Annotated in this window: 16 protein-coding genes and 1 pseudogene; 4 read left to right on the top strand and 13 right to left on the bottom strand. The window is 61.4% G+C overall.

Annotated features, from left to right (window positions below; genetic code table 11):
* Positions 1 to 150: 150 nt before the first annotated feature.
* On the bottom strand, positions 151 to 972 hold the full coding sequence (locus QOS90_RS05925) for an ion transporter (protein WP_027592975.1): 822 nt from the start codon (positions 970 to 972) through the stop codon (positions 151 to 153).
* Positions 973 to 1,154: 182 nt separating this feature from the next.
* Between QOS90_RS05925 and QOS90_RS05930 the strand changes: the two are divergent.
* Positions 1,155 to 1,418 (top strand): annotated as a pseudogene (locus tag QOS90_RS05930) (RHS repeat-associated core domain-containing protein); the annotation flags it as partial.
* 428 nt (positions 1,419 to 1,846) lie between these two features.
* On the opposite strand, the gene QOS90_RS05935 reads toward QOS90_RS05930, so the two are convergent.
* The 6 genes from QOS90_RS05935 to gcl all read right to left on the bottom strand — a co-directional run bounded on the left by QOS90_RS05935 (position 1,847) and on the right by gcl (position 9,494).
* On the bottom strand, positions 1,847 to 2,722 hold the full coding sequence (locus QOS90_RS05935) for an urea transporter (RefSeq protein WP_027592973.1): 876 nt from the start codon (positions 2,720 to 2,722) through the stop codon (positions 1,847 to 1,849).
* 188 nt (positions 2,723 to 2,910) lie between these two features.
* Positions 2,911 to 4,326, bottom strand: coding sequence for a pyruvate kinase (gene pyk, locus QOS90_RS05940; protein WP_085272523.1), 1,416 nt, complete (start codon positions 4,324 to 4,326; stop codon positions 2,911 to 2,913).
* Positions 4,323 to 5,597: a glycerate kinase type-2 family protein gene (locus QOS90_RS05945; RefSeq protein WP_027592971.1), complete on the bottom strand. Its 1,275-nt coding sequence runs from the start codon at positions 5,595 to 5,597 to the stop codon at positions 4,323 to 4,325. The genes pyk and QOS90_RS05945 overlap by 4 nt, the downstream gene beginning before the upstream one ends.
* Before the next feature lie 221 nt (positions 5,598 to 5,818).
* Positions 5,819 to 6,715, bottom strand: coding sequence for a 2-hydroxy-3-oxopropionate reductase (locus tag QOS90_RS05950; RefSeq protein WP_027592970.1), 897 nt, complete (start codon positions 6,713 to 6,715; stop codon positions 5,819 to 5,821).
* A gap of 166 nt (positions 6,716 to 6,881) precedes the next feature.
* Positions 6,882 to 7,664, bottom strand: coding sequence for a hydroxypyruvate isomerase (gene hyi, locus QOS90_RS05955; RefSeq protein ID WP_027592969.1), 783 nt, complete (start codon positions 7,662 to 7,664; stop codon positions 6,882 to 6,884).
* Positions 7,665 to 7,718: 54 nt separating this feature from the next.
* Positions 7,719 to 9,494: a glyoxylate carboligase gene (gene gcl / locus QOS90_RS05960; RefSeq protein WP_027592968.1), complete on the bottom strand. Its 1,776-nt coding sequence runs from the start codon at positions 9,492 to 9,494 to the stop codon at positions 7,719 to 7,721.
* 257 nt (positions 9,495 to 9,751) lie between these two features.
* On the opposite strand from gcl, the gene QOS90_RS05965 reads away from it, so the two are divergent.
* Positions 9,752 to 10,192, top strand: coding sequence for a GlcG/HbpS family heme-binding protein (locus QOS90_RS05965; RefSeq protein WP_027592967.1), 441 nt, complete (start codon positions 9,752 to 9,754; stop codon positions 10,190 to 10,192).
* Positions 10,193 to 10,327: 135 nt separating this feature from the next.
* On the opposite strand, the gene QOS90_RS05970 is transcribed toward QOS90_RS05965, so the two are convergent.
* On the bottom strand, positions 10,328 to 10,939 hold the full coding sequence (locus QOS90_RS05970; protein ID WP_027592966.1) for a TetR/AcrR family transcriptional regulator: 612 nt from the start codon (positions 10,937 to 10,939) through the stop codon (positions 10,328 to 10,330).
* 130 nt (positions 10,940 to 11,069) lie between these two features.
* On the opposite strand from QOS90_RS05970, the gene QOS90_RS05975 reads away from it, so the two are divergent.
* Complete coding sequence (locus tag QOS90_RS05975; RefSeq protein ID WP_085272524.1) at positions 11,070 to 11,978, top strand: DUF808 domain-containing protein; 909 nt, start codon at positions 11,070 to 11,072, stop codon at positions 11,976 to 11,978.
* On the opposite strand, the gene QOS90_RS05980 is transcribed toward QOS90_RS05975, so the two are convergent.
* The gene (locus QOS90_RS05980) at positions 11,968 to 13,911 is read right to left on the bottom strand and encodes an LTA synthase family protein (RefSeq protein WP_085272525.1); all 1,944 of its coding nucleotides are present in this window, start codon (positions 13,909 to 13,911) and stop codon (positions 11,968 to 11,970) included. The genes QOS90_RS05975 and QOS90_RS05980 overlap by 11 nt on opposite strands.
* A gap of 152 nt (positions 13,912 to 14,063) precedes the next feature.
* On the opposite strand from QOS90_RS05980, the gene QOS90_RS05985 reads away from it, so the two are divergent.
* Positions 14,064 to 14,378 (top strand): hypothetical protein, encoded by a 315-nt coding sequence (locus tag QOS90_RS05985; protein WP_085272526.1) that lies wholly within the window; start codon positions 14,064 to 14,066, stop codon positions 14,376 to 14,378.
* Between the two features lie 65 nt (positions 14,379 to 14,443).
* Here the strand turns inward: QOS90_RS05985 and QOS90_RS05990 are convergent, their stop codons facing one another.
* From QOS90_RS05990 to QOS90_RS06005, 4 genes are all read right to left on the bottom strand, one after another.
* Positions 14,444 to 15,226, bottom strand: coding sequence for an outer membrane protein OmpK (locus QOS90_RS05990; RefSeq protein WP_085272527.1), 783 nt, complete (start codon positions 15,224 to 15,226; stop codon positions 14,444 to 14,446).
* Positions 15,227 to 15,579: 353 nt separating this feature from the next.
* Entirely contained in the window at positions 15,580 to 16,365 is a 786-nt protein-coding gene (locus tag QOS90_RS05995) for an outer membrane protein OmpK (RefSeq protein ID WP_085272528.1), read from the bottom strand.
* A gap of 143 nt (positions 16,366 to 16,508) precedes the next feature.
* Complete coding sequence (locus QOS90_RS06000; protein WP_027592960.1) at positions 16,509 to 17,864, bottom strand: nucleobase:cation symporter-2 family protein; 1,356 nt, start codon at positions 17,862 to 17,864, stop codon at positions 16,509 to 16,511.
* Positions 17,865 to 18,027: 163 nt separating this feature from the next.
* Positions 18,028 to 19,344: a urate hydroxylase PuuD gene (locus QOS90_RS06005; protein ID WP_027592959.1), complete on the bottom strand. Its 1,317-nt coding sequence runs from the start codon at positions 19,342 to 19,344 to the stop codon at positions 18,028 to 18,030.
* Positions 19,345 to 19,381 lie beyond the last annotated feature (37 nt).

A 19,381-nucleotide genomic window follows, 5' to 3' on the forward strand; every position in this document is an offset into this window, starting at 1 on the left:
GGTTAAAGAACAAAAACGACTTTGGTTATGCTTCTGCCTGTGCCGGCCCTTTCGCGGGTAAACCCGCTCCCACAGGGAACGCGCACTGCTCAGGCCTGTGGTGATCCTGTGGGAGCGGGTTTACCCGCGAAAGGGCCGGCACAGGCAGCATCACTGCTTGGGAAATAGCCCATTGCCGCAGCGCGAACAGAATGACGCATCGTGTTCGTGGCTGCTCTTGTGGCAGGTTGGGCAGTCATGCTGCAACTGCTCCCCACGCATGGCATTGGCCAATTCTGCGGTAAAGATGCCGGTAGGCACGGCGATGATCGAATAACCGGTGATCATCACCAGTGACGACAGCACCTGCCCCAGCGGCGTCTTCGGCACGATGTCGCCAAAGCCCACCGTGGTCAGGGTGACAATGGCCCAATAGATGCCTTTGGGAATGCTGGTAAAGCCGTGCTCCGGCCCTTCGATCACGTACATCAAGGTGCCGAACACCGTCACCAGGGTCGAGACAGTGACCAGGAACACGATGATCTTCTGCTTGCTGCCCCGCAGCGCGGCCATCAGGTAGTTGGCCTGCTTGAGGTACTGGCCAAGCTTGAGTACGCGGAAGATCCGCAGCATGCGGATGACCCGGATGATCAGCAGGTATTGCGCGTCGCTGTAATAGAGGGCGATGACCCCGGGGACGATCGCCAGCAGGTCGACCAGGCCGTAGAAGCTGAAGGCGTAGCGCAGGGGCTTGGGCGAGCAGTACAGGCGCGTGAGGTATTCGGCCAGGAAGATCGCGGTGAAGCCCCATTCGATGGCAGCGAGCAGGCCGGCGTAGCCTTGGTGGATTTCGTCGATGCTGTCGAGGATCACCGTGACCAGGCTGGCAAGGATGATCAGCAGAAGGGTCTTGTCGAAGCGGCGCCCGGCGACGGTGTCGGTCTGGAAGACGATGACGTAGAGCCGCTCACGTATTGATTGCGGGGTTTGCATGGTTTTTGTTCCGGGTGCGTAAGCATTAAGCCTAGAAGGTCAGCGCTTGGGCCTGCAACAGGGCGAGCTGGCAATAATGCCAGTTGTTGAGACGCGAATGTTGGCCGCAGAATGGCATCAGGTATGGGCGAGCGTGTGAGTCGGTCATGAATAGGGCAGCTGACCAGCCTGGCTTGGTATTACAGACGCTATCGTATAGCGCTTATGGCCATTCGGTGGAAGGGTCGGGTACTTCGCTGGGTTTCAACGGCGAGCGGAGAAGCGGGGTTCTGCATGGCTATGGATTGGGCAATGGACATCGGTTCTATCGCCCCGCGTTGATGCGCTTTTTAAGCCCGGATGCTTTGAGCCCGTTTGGTAAGGGCGGAGTCAACTCTTATGCCTATTGCCAATGCGATCCAGTCAATCGCTTAGACCCGACTGGGGGATACGGGTTTTTCAGTCTCTTTCCAGTGCCCCCGGAGTTGAAAACAGGTCCGGGAAGGTATGTGCAAGCGCGAATTACTTCGATGGAATTTGTTGAAGTGGTCGGTTCCGGGTCTAGTGAGCTCTTGCAGGGCGCGCAGAGACGCTCGTACGGGGTGCCGGACTTGATCATAGGCGGGCCTTCTTTTTATGAGCGTGAATCCTTTTGGAAGGAGGTACGGTATTGGGAGCACAGACCAGCTACTGAGCCGATGAGCGTGGACCAGATGGTACCCAATCACCAGCGTGCCCAGAGCAGTGAAATTGGCAATATTGAGCGTAGGATGGTTTTAGTCAGGGAGCAGCAGGAGCGGGAGGAAGTTGTGAATCGGGTGTTTGTTTTCGGCGACGTTTCTTAAATATGACTGCTTGTCTGTGAGAGACCGGCACGTCCGATGTGCTTCAGTCATCAATTGGGTAGACGCCAGGAGTATCGCCGCAGTAAAAGTTGCCAGAACTGGTTACCTGAATGCATTAGCCAGCAGGCCAGTACAAAGGGGGCTGTCAGTCCTGAAATCGGCATCAAGTTCAACAGCGCTTGCAGCAACAGGGCCAGGGCAATTGCCAACAACGTCACCCAGGGTTTTTCACTCTGGCGGCTGAAGGCCAGTGCCGCAAGCGCTGCGTTGAAGCCGTATAGTCCCATCCAGGCCACCTGCGCCTGGTCGATGAGCAGCGCGACGCCGCCCCCGATGGCAGAGCCGATCACGGCCCACATAGCCGCGTAGGGGCTGGCGATGAACATGCCGACGATGATCAGCAGCCCGGCGAATGGGTTATCAAGCAGGAAGATCTGGCCGACACCGCGCGCCAGGGCGTACAGCGGGTCTGGCTCGGCAAAGACAGCCGTCGAGGGTTCAGCGATCAGCAAAGCGCCCCAGCCCAACAGCACGAACGGCGCCGTATAAGCGATCAGCAACTTGCCACCGCGCTTGCGCCATTGGTGGGTGATGATGCTCGATAGCCCACCGGCTGCGAGGATCAGCGGCGGCATGATCGCTGACCACGGCAGTACCGCACTGATCAGGATGCCGATCAGCACGCCGTTGTAACAGTACAACCCGGCCTGGCGGTCGGCGCGGTCGTAGCCGCGGCGCTGGGCGGTGAGCAAGCCTGCAAGGGCGCCGAGCAGGGCGCCGCCGACCAGGTTGGGGGCGGTCAGCAGGATGGCCAGCAGGCAGCACAGGCCGCACAGGGGGTTGCGCAGCAGCAGCACCTGGCTGAAGCCGTTGAGCAGCGCCGTGGCCCAGTCGGGGCACGGGTTGACAAAATTTTTGGTGTACATGGGCAGTCGGTAAGGTTGATTGAAAAGCGGTGGGCCTCTTTGGGCCTCGGTTTTCCGCAGGGTTTTTGACGCTGAGCAAGGGGAGGGCTTTGCCCTCCATCGCAGGCAAGCCAGCTCCTACAGGGACCGCGTACGGCCTGTGGGAGCCGGCTTGCCGGCGAAAGGGGCGCAGAGCGCCCCCCCGGATTTCAGACCAAGGTCTCGATCCGCAGCGTATTAGTCGAACCCGGCTTGCCGAAAGGCACACCGGCGGTGATCAACAGTGTATCCCCGCGGCTGGCCATGCCTTGCGCCTGGGCAATTTCCAACGCGGTCGAGCAGATTTCGTCAACCTGACGCAGGCGGTCGTTGACCACCGAATGCACACCCCAGGCCACGCTCAGGCGGCGCGCCGTGTTCAGGTTCGGCGTCAGGTTGAGGATCGGCGCCCGTGGCCGCTCGCGCGCGGCACGTAGCGTCGAGGCGCCCGACTCGCTGTAGTTGACCAGCACCGCCACCGGCAGAATGCCGCTGATACGGCGGATCGCGCAGCTGATGGCGTCCGACACGGTGGCTTCGGCTTTCGGCCGGCCAACGTCAAGTTGGGCCTGGTAGTCCGGGCCGTTTTCCACTTGGCGGATGATCTTGCTCATCATCTGCACGGCTTCCAGCGGGTAGTCGCCTGACGCGGTCTCGGCCGACAGCATCACCGCATCAGCACCCTCGGCCACGGCGTTGGCCACGTCGGTGACTTCGGCGCGGGTGGGCGCAGGCGAGAAGCGCATGGATTCGAGCATCTGCGTGGCCACCACCACCGGTTTACCCAGCTGGCGGCAGGTGCCGATGATGCGCTTCTGGATCTGCGGCACGCTTTCGGCGGGTACTTCCACGCCCAGGTCACCGCGGGCCACCATGATCGAGTCTGCCAGTTCGGCGATAGCCTGCAGCTGTTCGACTGCCGAGGGCTTCTCGATCTTGGCCATCAGGTAGGCACGGTCGCCAATCAGCTGGCGCGCCTCGACGATGTCTTCAGGGCGCTGCACGAACGACAGGGCCACCCAGTCCACGCCCAGCTCCAGGCCGAAGGCCAGGTCGCGACGGTCTTTTTCGGTGAGCGGGGAGAGGTCGAGCACCGCTTGCGGCACGTTGACGCCCTTGCGGTCGGACAACTCACCACCGTTCAGCACGGTCGTGTCGATAGCGTCGGCGTGCTTGGAGGTCACCCGCAGGCGCAGGCGGCCGTCGTCCACCAGCAGGTCCATGCCCGGCTCCAGCGCGGCGATGATTTCCGGGTGGGGCAGGTTGACCCGCTCGCTGTTGCCCGGCGTTGTGTCCAGGTCCAGGCGCAGTGACTGGCCGCGCTGCAGTTGCACCTTGCCTTCGGCCAGGCGGCCAACGCGCAGTTTCGGCCCCTGCAAGTCCATGAGGATGCCCAGCGGGTAGTTCAGTTGCTGCTCGACTTCGCGGATCCACTGGTAGCGCAGGGCATGGTCGGCGTGCTCGCCGTGGCTGAAGTTGAGGCGGAAGATGTTCACCCCGGCTTCGACCAGTTGACGGATGTCGTCGATGCCGTTGATCGCAGGGCCGAGGGTGGCGAGGATTTTGACTTTTTTATCAGGCGTCATGATTGCGGAGTCTCGAGGATCAGAATGGCGCGGAAGTCGTTGACGTTGGTGCGTGTCGGCTCGGTGACGATCAACGCATCGAGCGCAGCGAAGTAGCCGTAGCCGTTGTTGTTGTCCAGCTCGTCACTGGCCGACAGGCCCAAGGCTTCGGCGCGGGCATAACTGCAAGGGGTCATGAAGGCGCCGGCGTTTTCTTCGGAGCCATCGATGCCGTCGGTGTCACCGGCCAGCGCGTACACGCCCGGCAGGCCCTTGAGGTTTTCGGTGAGGCTGAGCAGGAACTCGGCATTGCGCCCGCCGCGGCCGTTGCCGCGTACGGTGACGGTGGTTTCGCCACCCGACAAGATCACGCAAGGTGCCTTGAGCGGCTGGCCGTGCAGAACGATCTGCCGGGCAATGCCAGCATGCACCTTCGCCACTTCACGCGACTCGCCTTCGAGGTCGCCCAGAATCAGCGGGCTGAAGCCAGCCTGGCGCGCTTTGACGGCGGCGGCTTCCAGCGACTGCTGGGGCTTGGCGATCAGTTGGAAATGGCTGCGGGCCAGAGCCGGGTCATCGGCCTTGACGGTTTCCGAGGCAGGGTTGTTGAGCCAGTCGATGACGGCCTTGGGCGCTTCGATGTTGTACCGCTTGAGGATGGCCAAGGCATCGGCGCGGGTGCTTGGGTCGGCGACGGTGGGGCCGGAGGCGATGACCGTGGCCAGGTCGCCCGGTACATCGGAAATGGCATAGGTGTAGACCGTGGCCGGCCAGCAGGCCTTGGCCAGGCGGCCGCCCTTGATCGCCGAGAGGTGCTTGCGCACGCAGTTCATCTCGCCGATGGTGGCGCCGGACTTGAGCAGCGCCTTGTTGATGTGTTGCTTGTCGGCCAGGGTCAGGCCTTCGGCGGGCAGTGCCAGCAGTGCCGAACCACCGCCAGAGAGCAGGAAGATGACACGGTCGTCTTCGTTCAGGTTGCTGACCAGCTCCAGCACGCGCTTGGCCACGGCCAGGCCGGCGGCATCGGGGACCGGGTGAGCGGCTTCGACCACCTCGATTTTCTGGCAGTTGGCGCCGTGGCCGTAACGGGTGACGACGAGGCCGGACACTTCGCCCTGCCAGCTTTTCTCGACCACTTCGGCCATGGCGGCTGCGGCCTTGCCGGCGCCGATGACGATGACCCGGCCGCTACGGTCGGCGGGCAGGTAGGGTTCGAGGACTTGGCGCGGGTGGGCGGCGGCGATGGCTGTGTCGAACAGCTCGCGAAGAATTTTTTGCGGATCGACCGACATGGCAGGCTCCCAAATTATTGTTGTTCTGCAGAATCGAAAACGCCCCTGGAACTGCCTCCGTGCAGGCCGAACCAGGGGCGGGTGTTGCTCGGTGTTGGGTCAGAGACCCTGGGGGCGCTTTGCGCCCCTTTCGCGACACAAGGCCGCTCCTACAGGAGACCGCGATCCCTGTAGGTGCGGCTGCGTCGCGAAAGGGCTGCAAAGCAGCCCCCAAATTCAGCTTACTTGCCTTCGTCGCGGATCGAGAAGTTGGCCATGTGCTCCAGGCCTTTGATCAGCGCCGAGTGGTCCCAGTTGCCGCCACCCAGGGCCTGGCAGGTGTTGAACACTTGCTGGGCGTTGGAGGTGTTGGGCAGGTTGATGCCCAGTTCCTTGGCGCCTTGCAGGGCCAGGTTCAGGTCCTTCTGGTGCAGGTTGATGCGGAAGCCTGGGTCGAAGGTGCCTTTGATCATGCGCTCGGCGTGCACTTCGAGAATTTTCGACGAAGCGAAGCCGCCCATCAGTGCTTCACGCACCTTGGCTGGGTCGGCGCCGTTCTTGGCGGCGAACAGCAGGGCTTCGGCAACCGCCTGGATGTTCAGCGCAACGATGATCTGGTTGGCCACCTTGGCGGTCTGGCCGTCGCCGTTGCCACCCACGCGGGTGATGTTCTTGCCCATGGCTTCGAACAGCGGCAGGGCGCGCTCGAAGGCTTTCGGGCAGCCACCGACCATGATGCTCAGGGTCGCGGCCTTGGCGCCGACTTCACCGCCGGACACCGGGGCGTCCAGGTAGGCGGCGCCGGTGGCCTTGATCTTCTCGGCGAAGGCTTTGGTAGCGGTCGGCGAGATCGAGCTCATGTCGATCACGACCTTGTTCGGGCCGACACCTTCGGCCACGCCGTTCTCACCGAACAGGACGGCTTCTACCTGCGGGGTGTCGGGGACCATGACGATGATGAATTCAGCTTCCTGGGCCACTTCTTTCGGGTTGGCCAGGGCCACCGCGCCAGCGGCGATCAGGTCGGCCGGGGCGGCGTCGTGGTGGGTGGAAACGAACAGGCTGTGACCTGCTTTTTGCAGGTTCTGAGCCATGGGCTTGCCCATGATGCCGGTGCCGATAAAGCCGATTTTAGCCATGAGAGATTACCTCGTTGTATTTGTTGAATCTCGATGGAGCAGGCAACGCAGGCCCTTGTAGGAGCAGCCTTGTGCTGCGATGAGGCCGGTATGACAGGCAGATCTTCTAGCGCAGCGATGGCCTCTTCGCAGCACAAGGCTGCTCCTACACAGTGCGTATGCGCCCTTAAATTGCGTTGTGGGTCTTCAGCCAGCCCAGGCCCGCTTCAGTGGTGGTCAGCGGCTTGTACTCTGCGCCCACCCAACCCTGGTAGCCGATGCGGTCCAGGTGCTCGAACAGGAAGCGGTAGTTGATCTCGCCGGTGCCTGGCTCGTTGCGACCTGGGTTGTCGGCCAGCTGGATGTGGTTGATCAGTTTCAGGTTGGCTTCCATGGTGCGAGCCAGGTCACCTTCCATGATCTGCATGTGGTAGATGTCGTACTGCAGGAACAGGTTGTCGCTGCCGACTTCGGCCTGTATTTCCAGGGCTTGCTTCGTGGTATTCAGGTAGAAGCCTGGGATGTCGCGGGTGTTGATCATTTCCATGACCAGGCGGATCCCGGCGGCTTTCAGTTTTTCGGCGGCAAACTTCAGGTTGTCGACGAAGGTCTTGCGCACGTCGGCGCACTGCAGGCCTTGCGGGCGGATGCCGGCCAGGGCGTTGACCTGGGTGTTGCCCAGGACCTTGGCGTATTCGATGGCCTTGTCGACACCGGCGCGGAACTCTTCAACGCGGTCGGGGTGGCAGGTGATGCCACGCTCGCCTTTGGCCCAGTCGCCGGCCGGCAGGTTGAACAGCACCTGGGTCAGGCCGTGCGCATCGAGCTGCTGCTTGATTTCGGCGGCGCTGAAATCGTACGGGAAGAGGTATTCGACGCCGCTAAAACCAGCATCGGCGGCGGCCTTGAAGCGGGCCAGGAAGTCCTGTTCGGTGAACAGCATGGACAGGTTGGCAGCGAAGCGAGGCATGAGTTGTCTCCTTGCGATGAAGGCTCCCAGGGCATGCCTGGGGGCGTCAGGCGATCAGTCCAGCATCGAGATGGCGGTTGGCGCGTCGTTACCGACCAGGGCCAGGTCTTCGAACTCGTTGACCGCGTTGATCTCGGTGCCCATGGAAATGTTGGTCACACGCTCGAGAATCACTTCAACCACCACCGGCACGCGGAACTCTTCGGCCATTTTCTGCGCCTTGAGCAGGGCAGGGGCGATCTCGCCTGGCTCGAATACGCGGATGGCCTTGCAGCCCAGGCCTTCGACCACGGCGACGTGATCGACACCGTAGCTGGCGGCGTCGCTGGAGTTGATGTTCTCGAACGCCAGTTGTACACAGTAATCCATGTCGAAGCCACGCTGCGCCTGGCGGATCAGGCCGAGGTAGGCGTTGTTCACCAGCACGTGGACGTACGGCAGGTTGAACTGCGCGCCGACTGCCAGCTCTTCGATCATGAACTGGAAGTCATAGTCACCCGACAGGGCGACCACTTTGCGCGATGGGTCGGCCTTGACCACACCCAGTGCGGCAGGGATGGTCCAGCCCAGCGGGCCAGCCTGGCCGCAGTTGATCCAGTGACGTGGCTTGTACACGTGCAGGAACTGCGCGCCGGCGATCTGCGACAGGCCGATGGTGCTGACGTAGGTGGTGTCCTTGCCGAACACCTGGTTCATCTCTTCGTACACGCGCTGCGGCTTGACCGGCACGTTGTCGAAGTGGGTCTTGCGCTGCAGGGTGGCCTTGCGCTCCTGGCAGTCTTCCAGCCAGGCCTTGCGGCACTTGAGCTTGCCAGCGGCTTTCCACTCGCGGGCCACTTCGAGGAACACATCCAGCGCCTTGCCTGCGTCCGACACGATACCCAGGTCTGGGGTGAATACGCGGCCGATCTGGGTCGGTTCGATGTCCACATGCACGAACTTGCGGCCTTCGGTGTAGACGTCGACGGAGCCGGTGTGGCGGTTGGCCCAACGGTTACCGATGCCGAACACCAGGTCGGATTTGAGCAGGGTGGCGTTGCCGTAGCGGTGCGACGTCTGCAGGCCGACCATGCCGACCATCAGGGCGTGATCGTCCGGGATGGTGCCCCAGCCCATCAGGGTCGGGATGACCGGTACACCGGTCAGCTCAGCGAACTCGACCAGCTTGTCGCTGGCGTCGGCGTTGATGATGCCGCCGCCTGCCACCAGCAGTGGGCGCTCGGCGTCATTGAGCATTGCCAGGGCTTTTTCGGCCTGAACACGGGTGGCGGATGGCTTGTTGACGGCCAGCGGCTCGTAGGCGTCGATGTCGAATTCGATTTCAGCCATCTGCACGTCGAACGGCAGGTCGATCAGCACAGGGCCTGGGCGGCCGGTGCGCATTTCATAGAAGGCCTTCTGGAACGCGTAAGGCACTTGGCCTGGCTCCAGCACGGTGGTCGCCCACTTGGTCACCGGCTTGACGATGCTGGTGATGTCGACGGCCTGGAAGTCTTCTTTGTGCAGGCGTGCACGCGGGGCCTGGCCAGTGATGCAGAGAATTGGGATGGAGTCGGCCGACGCACTGTACAGGCCGGTGACCATGTCGGTGCCGGCAGGGCCGGAAGTGCCGATGCACACGCCGATGTTGCCTGGGTTGGCACGGGTGTAGCCCTCGGCCATGTGCGAGGCACCTTCAACGTGGCGAGCGAGGACGTGATCGATGCCACCGACTTTTTTCAGGGCCGAGTACAGCGGGTTGATGGCAGCCCCTGGGATGCCGAACGCGGTATCTACACCTTCACGGCGCATGACCAGAACGGCTGCATCGATTGCTCTCATTTTGCTCATGGGTTGTGCCTCATCGATTTTGTAATTGTATACAACTTGCTGTGCGGCAGAGTGTATTCACGCCTGCCTGCTTAGGTCAATGGATTTTCATCGGGGAGAATGGCTTTCGTCGGAGCGCCCGTGAAAACGGCGTTCTGTCGGATCGAGTACGATCGTTTTAAAATATTGTATACAAAAATATCCTCTGTTGTGTTCTATTTGCGCTATTGGTTTTCAACTGCCCTTAGGGCTTCTCACAACAAGAAGAGGACCTTTTCATGAACGTTCTGAACCTGAAAGTCGCGGTAAGCCTGGTCAATGCTGCGCTGGCGGCAGGCCGCCAGATCAACGCTGCGCCGTTGACTGTGGCGGTGTTGGATGCGGGCGGGCACTTGCTGGCCCTGCAGCGCGAGGATGGCGCTAGCCTGATTCGGCCGGAAGTGGCCACCGGTAAGGCCTGGGGGGCGATTGCGCTGGGCAAGGGCTCACGCTTGTTGGCGCTGGATGCGCAGCAACGGCCGGCGTTTTTTGCCGCATTGAATGGGCTGGGAGAGCGGCCGGTGGTGCCGGCACCGGGGGGTGTGCTGATTCGTGATCAGGACGGCAAGGTGCTGGGTGCGGTGGGGATCAGCGGGGATACGTCGGATATCGACGAGCAATGCGCGATCAGTGCGATCGAGGCAGTTGGGTTGAAGGCGGATGCGGGGGTGGCTGCTTAAATCTCTATTGGTTGTACTGGCCTCATCGCCGGCAAGCCGGCTCCCACAGGAAATTCACAGTGTTCAAAAGCTGTGCGGTCACTGTGGGAGCCGGCTTGCCGGCGATAGGGCTGCAGAGCAGCCCCACTGGCCCTATCAGGCCGCCTCAGGCTCACAGCCCTTGAGCACCAGCCGAATGATGGTCTCGGCCGCCGCGTCATAATCACTCTCGGCCAGCTTGGCCTTGCCCGTCACCGCCGAAATCTGCCAATCGAAATCGGCATAGGTCTGGGTCGCCGCCCAGATGCTGAACATCAGGTGATGCGCATCCACCTTGGCGATCTGCCCGCGCTCGATCCAACCCTGGATGCACTCGATATTGTGCCGTGCCTGCTCGTTGAGCTGCTCGACCTGGTTGGGCGACAAATGCGGCGCACCGTGCATGATCTCGCTGGCAAACACTTTGGAGGCATGCGGCAAATCGCGGGAAATGCGGATTTTCGAGCGAATGTAGGCACTCAGCACTTCTTTAGGGTCACCGTCAGCATTGAACGGCGTCGAGGCCTGCATGATCGGCGCGATGATGCTCTCCAGGACCTCGCGGTAGAGGTTGTCCTTGGATTTGAAGTAGTAATACACGTTCGGCTTGGGCAGGCCGGCCTTGGCCGCGATATCGCTGGTCTTGGTGGCGGCGAAGCCCTTGTCGGCGAATTCCTCGCTGGCCGCGCGCAGGATCAGTTCCTTGTTGCGCTCGCGAATGGTGCTCATTGTCAGGGATCTTCCTCGTGTCTGGCCACCTCTAAGAGGGATCGGGCATGTTAGCACCGCGGCTGAAGGGCGCTCAAGGCAGCGACTTTCGGCTAGACTCCGGCACATTCATTTCACGGGAAACAGGCACATGGCAGGAAGCAGTCTACTGGTACTGATCGACGATATCGCCACGGTACTCGACGACGTGTCGTTGATGACCAAGGTCGCGGCGAAAAAGACGGCCGGCGTGCTGGGGGACGATTTGGCGCTCAATGCCCAGCAGGTAACCGGCGTGCGCGCGGAACGCGAAATCCCGGTGGTCTGGGCGGTGGCCAAAGGCTCGTTCGTCAACAAGGCGATCCTTGTGCCGGCAGCGTTGCTGATCAGCGCCTTCATCCCGTGGGCGGTGACGCCGTTGCTGATGGTCGGCGGCGCGTACCTGTGCTACGAGGGGTTCGAGAAGCTGGCGCACAAGTTCTTGCACAGCAAGGAAGAGGACAGCGCGCAGCATGAGGCCCGCAAGGAGGCCGTGGCCGACGCCAGTGTCGACCTTGTCGCCTACGAGAAGGCCAAGATCAAGGGTGCGGTGCGCACCGACTTCATCCTGTCGGCCGAGATCATTGCCATCACCTTGGGGATCGTGGCGGATTCGCCGCTGCCCCAGCAGATCATCGTGCTGTCGGGCATCGCCGTCGTCATGACGGTTGGCGTTTACGGGCTGGTGGGCGGCATCGTCAAGCTCGATGACCTGGGCCTGTGGATGACCCACAAAGCATCCAGGCTATCCCAGGAGGTCGGCAACGGCATCCTGCGCGCCGCGCCCTACATGATGAAGAGCCTGTCGGTGATCGGGACGGCGGCAATGTTTTTGGTCGGCGGCGGGATTTTGGTGCATGGCATCGCGCCCCTGCATCATGCCATCGAGGCCTTCAGCGTGGGGCGCGGTGGTGGGCTGACCGTGGCCTTGCTCAACGGCGTGGCCGGTGTCGTGGCCGGGGCCGTGGTGCTGGCGGTGGTCAGCGGCGTAACGAAGGTGTGGCGCGCCGTCAGGGGCTGACGACCACGCCGCTTTCCTCCGGCTTCCAGGCCAGCAGGCCCTTGCTGAAGCCGTAGGCGGCGCTCTGGTAGTAGGCAATGGCACGGCGTACCAACGGGTTGTCGTTGCCCACGGTGGTTTCATGGCTGTTGCCCAAGGCGTCTTCATGCACGCGCATGCCACCGCGTGGGCTGAGGATGGCCAGGTTTTTGCCGTCGAACAGGCCCAGGTGCTGGTAGTTGCCGATCAGTACGCGAGGTGGCAGTGCATCTTCCTTGAGCAGGTCGCGGCCGAAGAAGGTCGAGGTGTAGTCAACGTTGAGCAGGCCGAGCACGGTCGGCGCCAGGTCGATCTGACTGGCCAGCTTGGCGTCCTCTCGGGGCGCGATGAGCTTGGGTGCATAGATCCACAACGGGATCTGGTAATTGCTCACCGGCAGGTCTTCCACGCCAGCGCTGCCAGCGGTGTGGTCGGCGACGAAGATGAACAGCGTGTTGTCGAACCACGGCTTGTGCTTGGCCGCCTGCAGGAACTGCGCGATGGCATGGTCGGTGTACTTCACCGCACCTTCACGGCCATCACCGGATGGAATGTCGATGCGGCCTTCCGGGTATGTGTAGGGGCGATGGTTGGACGTGGTCATCAGTTGCAGGAAGAACGGCTGCTGCTTGGCATGGTCAGCGTCGGCCAGCTTCAGGGTTTGCCGATACAGGTCTTCATCAGCCATGCCCCAGGCGTTCTTGAAGCTGATTTCGCTTTCATCGATGCTGCTCTGGTCGACGATGCGATAGCCATTGCCACTGAAGAACGCGTTCATGTTGTCGAAATAGCCGCGCCCACCGTAGACGAACACCGCGTCGTAGCCCCTGGCCGTCAGCTGCTGGCCGAGGCTGGCATAGCCGCTTTCGCGGCCGATGCGCTTGACGATCGAGCGCCCCGGGGTTGGCGGAATCGACAGGGTGATGGCCTCCAGGCCGCGGTCGGTGCGGGTGCCGGTGGCGTAGAAATTGTTGAAGTACAGGCTCTCGCGGCGCAAGGCGTCGAGGTTGGGCGTGAGGTTGCGCGCGTCGCCGTTGCTGCCCATGTATTTGGCGCTGAAGCTTTCGAGGGTCACCAGGATGATGTTCGGGGTGCGCTGTGGGCCATGGGCGCTGATGTGGCGGCGAATGTCCTGTGGCTCCTGGCCCTGGAAGCGGACGTCGGGTTCGGCCAGTTCCTGATGCATGTGCGCGCCGACGTCAGCTGCGTCGAGGCTGGCATAGAACTGCGTGTAGTCCAGTTCATTGTTACGGAAGGCGGCGAAGAACTGATACGGGCCGTTGCTGGCCAGCTCGCGCTGGTAGGCGTTGCCGCCTTCGCCGCGCGGAAACTGCTGATCGATTACCACGCCATTCAGGCCAGCCAGCGCGGCCAGCAGGGCAATGCCCAGCACGCGTTGACGCATGCTCGCGGCGGGGGCGGCCAGGGCCTGGGCCAGCGGTTTGCGCAGCAGCACTGCCAGCACCACTGCGACCAACGCGATGGCGCTGAGCAGCGTGGGCAATGGGTAGGATTCGCGAATGTTGTCCAATACTTCCTTGGAGTAGACCAGGTAGTCGACGGCGATGAAGTTGAAGCGCACACCGAATTCGTCCCAGAACAGCCATTCCGACACTGCGACGAACAGCATCACGAACAGGCTGACCACCAGCAGCCCGTTCAGCAGCCCACGATGGGCGCGCGTACGCCACAGCGAGGTCGGGCAAAGCGCCAGGCATACGCCGATCGGCAGGGCAGCATAGACAAGAAAACTCAGGTCGTAGATTGCCCCGTCAAAAAACAATGAGAAGTAATTACCACTGACTTCATCCAGGTGGGTTACCAGCAATACCAACCGCGTCAGTAGGAAAATGCCGAACCAGAGTGAGCAAAGTAGTACCAAGTAGCGCCAAGGGGCGGCGAGGGTAGTGCGCATCAAATAGCCCTGTTGTCTTTTTTAGTTGTGCAGAGGGCGGAAGATTAGATCAGCGTTTGCAAAAAAAATGTCAAAATTTTGCGGTGCGCACAGAGAAAGTCAGAATTATAGTTAGCCACTGTCGCTTACAGACTTGATGGGGAGGTGTGCACATGTTCGGCAATGTATTGACCTACGACGCCTATCACTTGGCGTTGTATCTGATCACGGCGATTGCCTGGGTAAGCTTGGGCTTTGGCTTCCTGCTGCGCGGGATAGACGTGCAGGCGCTCTACAAGGGCTGCGCGATGTTCGGCGTGGCGCTGACCATCAGTGTGGTGATGCTGGTGGTGGATATCATGCAGATGCTTGAGCACCATCAGGTGGAGATGGCATTGGTGATAGTGGGTATTATTCTGCCCGCTGGGGTTATTTTGACCTACAAGGCAAGTTATTTATTAGGTAGGTTTTCTCCTAAAAGCTTGTAAGAAGTCTCTTACAACTTAGTGCGTGACAGCGTCACCGGTTAGCAACGCTGTCACGTTTCAGCGGCTTAGAAGTGTACTTTTACCAAGAAGCTCGCTGTGTTTTGGTCAGTGGTAAAGGCGTCGGAGTCCTTGATGCCGTATTTGTTCTTCCAGTAATCGTATTCAAAACCGACATACAGTTGCTTCTCACCCAGGTGCAACGCCTTGCCCAGGTCATATTTGACCTGTGGGTTGAAGTGCAGGTTGGCTTGGTAGTTGCCGCGACGGTTCTCGTCGTTGTCCACCACCCAGTCCATGAAGCCGTCGATGAGGATGTCGGACGAGCCGACTGGAATGGTGTAGGACCAGACCGGGGTAATCTGCCAGACGTTGTCGCCTGCGCGGCTGCCGTCGGTGGTGCGCTGGTAGAAGTTCAGCTGGAAGTAGTCGAAGCCTGGGATGTCCAGGTCGAAGCCCGGGCCGATCAGGTAGGACTCGGTATCACCCTCGCCGAACTCGTAGGTCATCGCCAGCAGCACGTCCTTTACCGGGCCAAACGCCAGCTTCTGGTCGAAGATCTTGCCAAACGACAGGCGTGGGCTGATTTCACCGTAGTAGGTGTTGGGGCCGTTACCCGCGTCTTTCTTGCCTTGGTAGAAGATCTTGTCGACGAAAATGAAGTTGTCGCCGTACTTCCAGCCATCGGCGTGCTCGAAGGTCACGGTTTGCTGGATCTCGGGGTTGACCTTGAAGTTCTTGCCCCACAGGTAGGTGAGGCTGTTGTTCTGCCACTGCAGCAGGTCGCCGCCGAAGGTGGTGCCGCAGGCCAGCAGGCCGCCGGCGAGGATCAGGCTGTTGATGGTACGCATTGCGAGTGTCGCTCCCTTGATTGATCTGTTGTCAGCGCTCGGTGTTGGCGCTGTTTTTGTCTTTTGAGTCAGCTTTTTTCGATAGGCCACAGCTGTTTGGCAAGAGCTGAGCCAACTTTTCCGGGCTGGCACAACCTTCCTGCTCGACTTCGTTCTGAACGGATGAAAAGGGTCTTTCAGGCTGGCAACACGTTGGCCAACCGCCCGTATTCATTGACTGAGCGGTCAGTAAACGCAGGCAGAATCCGTTCTGCCCTGATCGAGGGGGCGCGCAGATTACTGGCTTGCGCGCCGGTCCTCAAGTGCTCCGTCCTGGAGCGGTGTGAATCAAACTTGTGCGTTTGGTCAGGTTATTAGAAATGGACTTTGATCAAGGCGCTTGCAACGCTCTGGTTGCTGTCCACATTGCCACGGCTGTCGATGCCATATTTGTCCTTCCAGTAGCTGTATTCAAAGCCCACGTACAGCTGCTTGGCACCCAGGTTCAGGGCCTTGCCCAGGTCGTACTTGACCTGCGGGTTGAACTGCAAGTTGGCGTGGTAGGTGCCACGGCGGGTCTGGTCGTTGTCCACGACCCAGTCCATGTAGCCGTCGATGAGGATGTCGGACCTGCCCACGGGAATGGTGTACGACCAGGCCGGGGTGATCTGCCAGACGTTGTCGCCGGGTCGGCTGCCCTCGGTGTTGCGCACGTAGAAGTTCAAGGTGAAGTAGTTGAAGCCGGGGACGGCCAGGTCGAAGCCGGGGCCGATCAGGTAAGCCTCGTTGTCGCCTTCGCCACGCTCGTAGGTCATGGCGATGAGCACGTCTTTGATCGGGCCGAATTCGAATTTATGGCCGGTCATCTTGCCAAGCGACAGGCGTGGGCTGAACTCACCGTAGTAGGTGGTCACGCCTTTGCTGCGGTCGGCCTTGCCGTTGTAGAAAATCTTATCGACGAACATGAAGGTGTCGCCGTACTTCCATTTGTTGGCGTGCTCGAACGTGATGGTCTGCTGAATATCAGGGTTGACCTTGAAGTCCTTGCCGTACAGGTAGCTCAGGCTTTCGCCGTGCCATTGCAGCCATTCGCCTGCATGCGAGGGGAGGGTGGCCAGCAGGCTGCTGCCCAATAACAGGGACGTGGTGATGCGCTTCATGTCGTGATTCCCGGACTTATTGTTTTTGTTGGCGGTTTTTTTAGCGCGCAGGGGCGCCCCGAGCGGCCCATTCCGGCGGGCCGACGGTGTAGCGGTTACTGCGGGTGTGAGTCAGGGGCGGCCATTGCGCCGCCCCCTCTGGCTCAGTGTTGGTGACAGGCGTCGTTATGCGCCGCGCGGTCGGCACCCCCGAGGATGTTGAACAGCACGTTCAACACCAGGGCGCTGACCGTGGCCATGGCGATGCCACTGTGGGTGATCGGTTCCATCCACTGCGGCATCTGTGCGAAGAACTCCGGGCGTACCACGGGGATCAGCCCGAAACCGACACTCACCGCAACCAGCAGCTGGTTGCGACGGTCGCCAATGTCTGCTTCCTGAAGGATCTTGATCCCGGTGGCGGTGACCATGCCGAACATGGCGATGGACGCGCCGCCCAGTACCGCAGGCGGGATTGAAGCAATCAAGAAGGCCGCTTTGGGCAGCAGGCTGAGCAGGATCAACAGCGCACCGGCCACCACGGTGACGTAGCGGCAGCGTACCCCGGTCATCTGCACCAGGCCGATGTTCTGGGCGAACGAGGAGTGGGTGAAGGTGTTGAAGAAGCCCGCGACAAACGACGCGCCGGCATCGCACAGCAGGCCGCGACGCAGCATGCCAGGCGTGACTTCACGATCGGTCACCTTGCCCAGGGCGAGGAACATGCCCGTGGACTCGACGAAGATGATCACCACCACCAGGCACATCGACAGGATCGGTGCCAGGCTGAAGGTCGGCATGCCGAAGTGCAGTGGGGTGACCACTTGCAGCCACGGTGCGTCTTTCAGGCCGGTCAGGTCGACCATGCCGATGGAGCCTGCGAGGATGTAACCCAGGCCCATGCCCACCAACACCGAAACGTTGACCCAAAAGCCACGCATGAAGCGGTTGATGAGCAGGATCACGGCCAGTACCAGGCCTGCGACCATCAGGTAGATGGGCGAGCCGAAGGCTTCTGCCTCATGGCCGCCACCGGCCCAGTTGACCGCGACCGGGAACAGCGACAGGCCGATCGAGGTGATGACGGTACCGGTAACCAGGGGCGGGAAGAAGCGTACGACCTTGGACATGAACGGCGCGATCAGCATGCCGAAGAACCCGGCGGCGATGGTCGCGCCGAAGATCCCCTGCAGGCCGACGCCGGGCATGCCGGCCATGGCCACCATGCTGCCGACGGCAGCGAAGCTGGCGCCCATCATCACGGGCATGCGGATGCCCACCGGGCCGATACCGAACGACTGGATGATGGTGGCGACGCCTGCGACCAGCAGGTCGGCGTTGATCAGGAAGGCGACTTCTTCACGGGACAATCCGGCGGCTTGGCCAATGATCAAAGGCACGGCAATCGCGCCTCCGTACATCAACAGCACATGTTGCAGGCCTACCAGGATCAGTTGGAACAGGGGCAGAGGCTGACGCGGCGGCGCAACGGGAATGTACGCCTTGCGTGACTCGGACATGCAGCACCTCGAGTTTTGTTTTTATTCTCGGATCCAAGCGCCAGGCTGCAGGCCTGGGCGCTCGATGCTTGCTGGTTGCGTATTGCCTTGAAACAGAGGCCGGACAGGCCGGCCTCTTCGCGGGTAAACCCGCTCCCACCGGGAGCGGTGTGTGCCCGATGGGTCAGTTGACCGGGGCGCCTTTGGCGATCCAGTCACCGACGAGCTTGCGCTCTTCGGTGGTCATCTGGGTGATGTTGCCCAGCGGCATGATCTGGCTGGCGACCGCTTGCGCCTGGATGCGCGCGGCTTGGGCCTGGATCTGCTGCGGGGTGTCGAACATCACGCCGGCAGGGGCGGCGCTGAACAGTGGGCTGGTCGGCTTGGACGAGTGGCACACGGTGCAGCGTTCCTGGATGACATTGTGGATCTTGTCGAAGCTGTCGCCGCTTGCCTGGGCAGTGGCTGGCGCCGGTGCCGCAGGGGCTTCGGCGGGCTTGCTGGCCTCCTCGGCGCGCAGCTCGGCAGCCGTCTTGCCGCCGACGGCGGTGGCGGGCAGCGGTTGGTACTCGATCTTCGCGGCTGCTTGCTCAGGGCTGACGGCCATCGGCTTGGGGCCGGTGACGTAGGCCAGGCAGATCATCGCCAGGGCGCCGACGGGCAGGGTCCAGGCGTACTTGCTGCTGTCATGACGGGTGTTGAAGTAGTGACGGATCAATACCGCCGCCACTGCAATGCCGGCCAGGATCAGCCAGTTGTACTGGCTACCGTAGGTGCTCGGGAAGTGGTTGCTGATCATGATGAACAGCACCGGCAGGGTGAAGTAGTTGTTGTGACGCGAACGCAGCAGGCCTTTGGCCGGCAGGCGTGGGTCAGGCGTGGTGTTGTTCTCGATCGCTGCCACCAGCTGGCGCTGGGCCGGCATGATGATGCGGAACACGTTGCCGACCATGATGGTGCCGATGATCGCGCCGGTGTGCAGGTATGCGCCACGGCCGCTGAATACCAGGCTGAAGCCCCAGCACGCAGCGATGATCAGCACGAACAGCACGCCACCCAGCAATGCCGGGCGCTTGCCCAGCGGCGAGTCGCAAAGCAGGTCGTAGATGAACCAGCCGGCCACCAGCGAACCGATACCAATGGCCACGCCCTCGGCACCGCTCAGGGTGCTGCCAGGGGCCAGCAGGTACAGGGTCGGGTTCCAGTAGAACACCACGCACAGCAAGGCGATACCGGACATCCAGGTGAAGTAGGCTTCCCATTTGAACCAGTGCAGGTTCTCGGGCATTTTCGGGGGTGCCAGCTTGTACTTTTCAAGGTGGTAGATACCACCGCCGTGGATGGCCCAAAGGTCACCCGACAGCCCGTCACGCGGATTGCTCCGGTTCAGGTTGTTTTCCAGCCAGACGAAGTAGAACGATGCACCGATCCAGGCGACACCGGTGATCATGTGAACCCAGCGAATGCTCAGGTTCAGCCATTCGTGAAGGTGTGCTTCCACAGTATGTACCTCTGCCGATCACCTTACGATGATCGAC

Origin of the sequence: Pseudomonas sp. LAIL14HWK12:I10, from assembly GCF_900184205.1 — a bacterium.
Taxonomy (GTDB): domain Bacteria; phylum Pseudomonadota; class Gammaproteobacteria; order Pseudomonadales; family Pseudomonadaceae; genus Aquipseudomonas; species Aquipseudomonas kermanshahensis.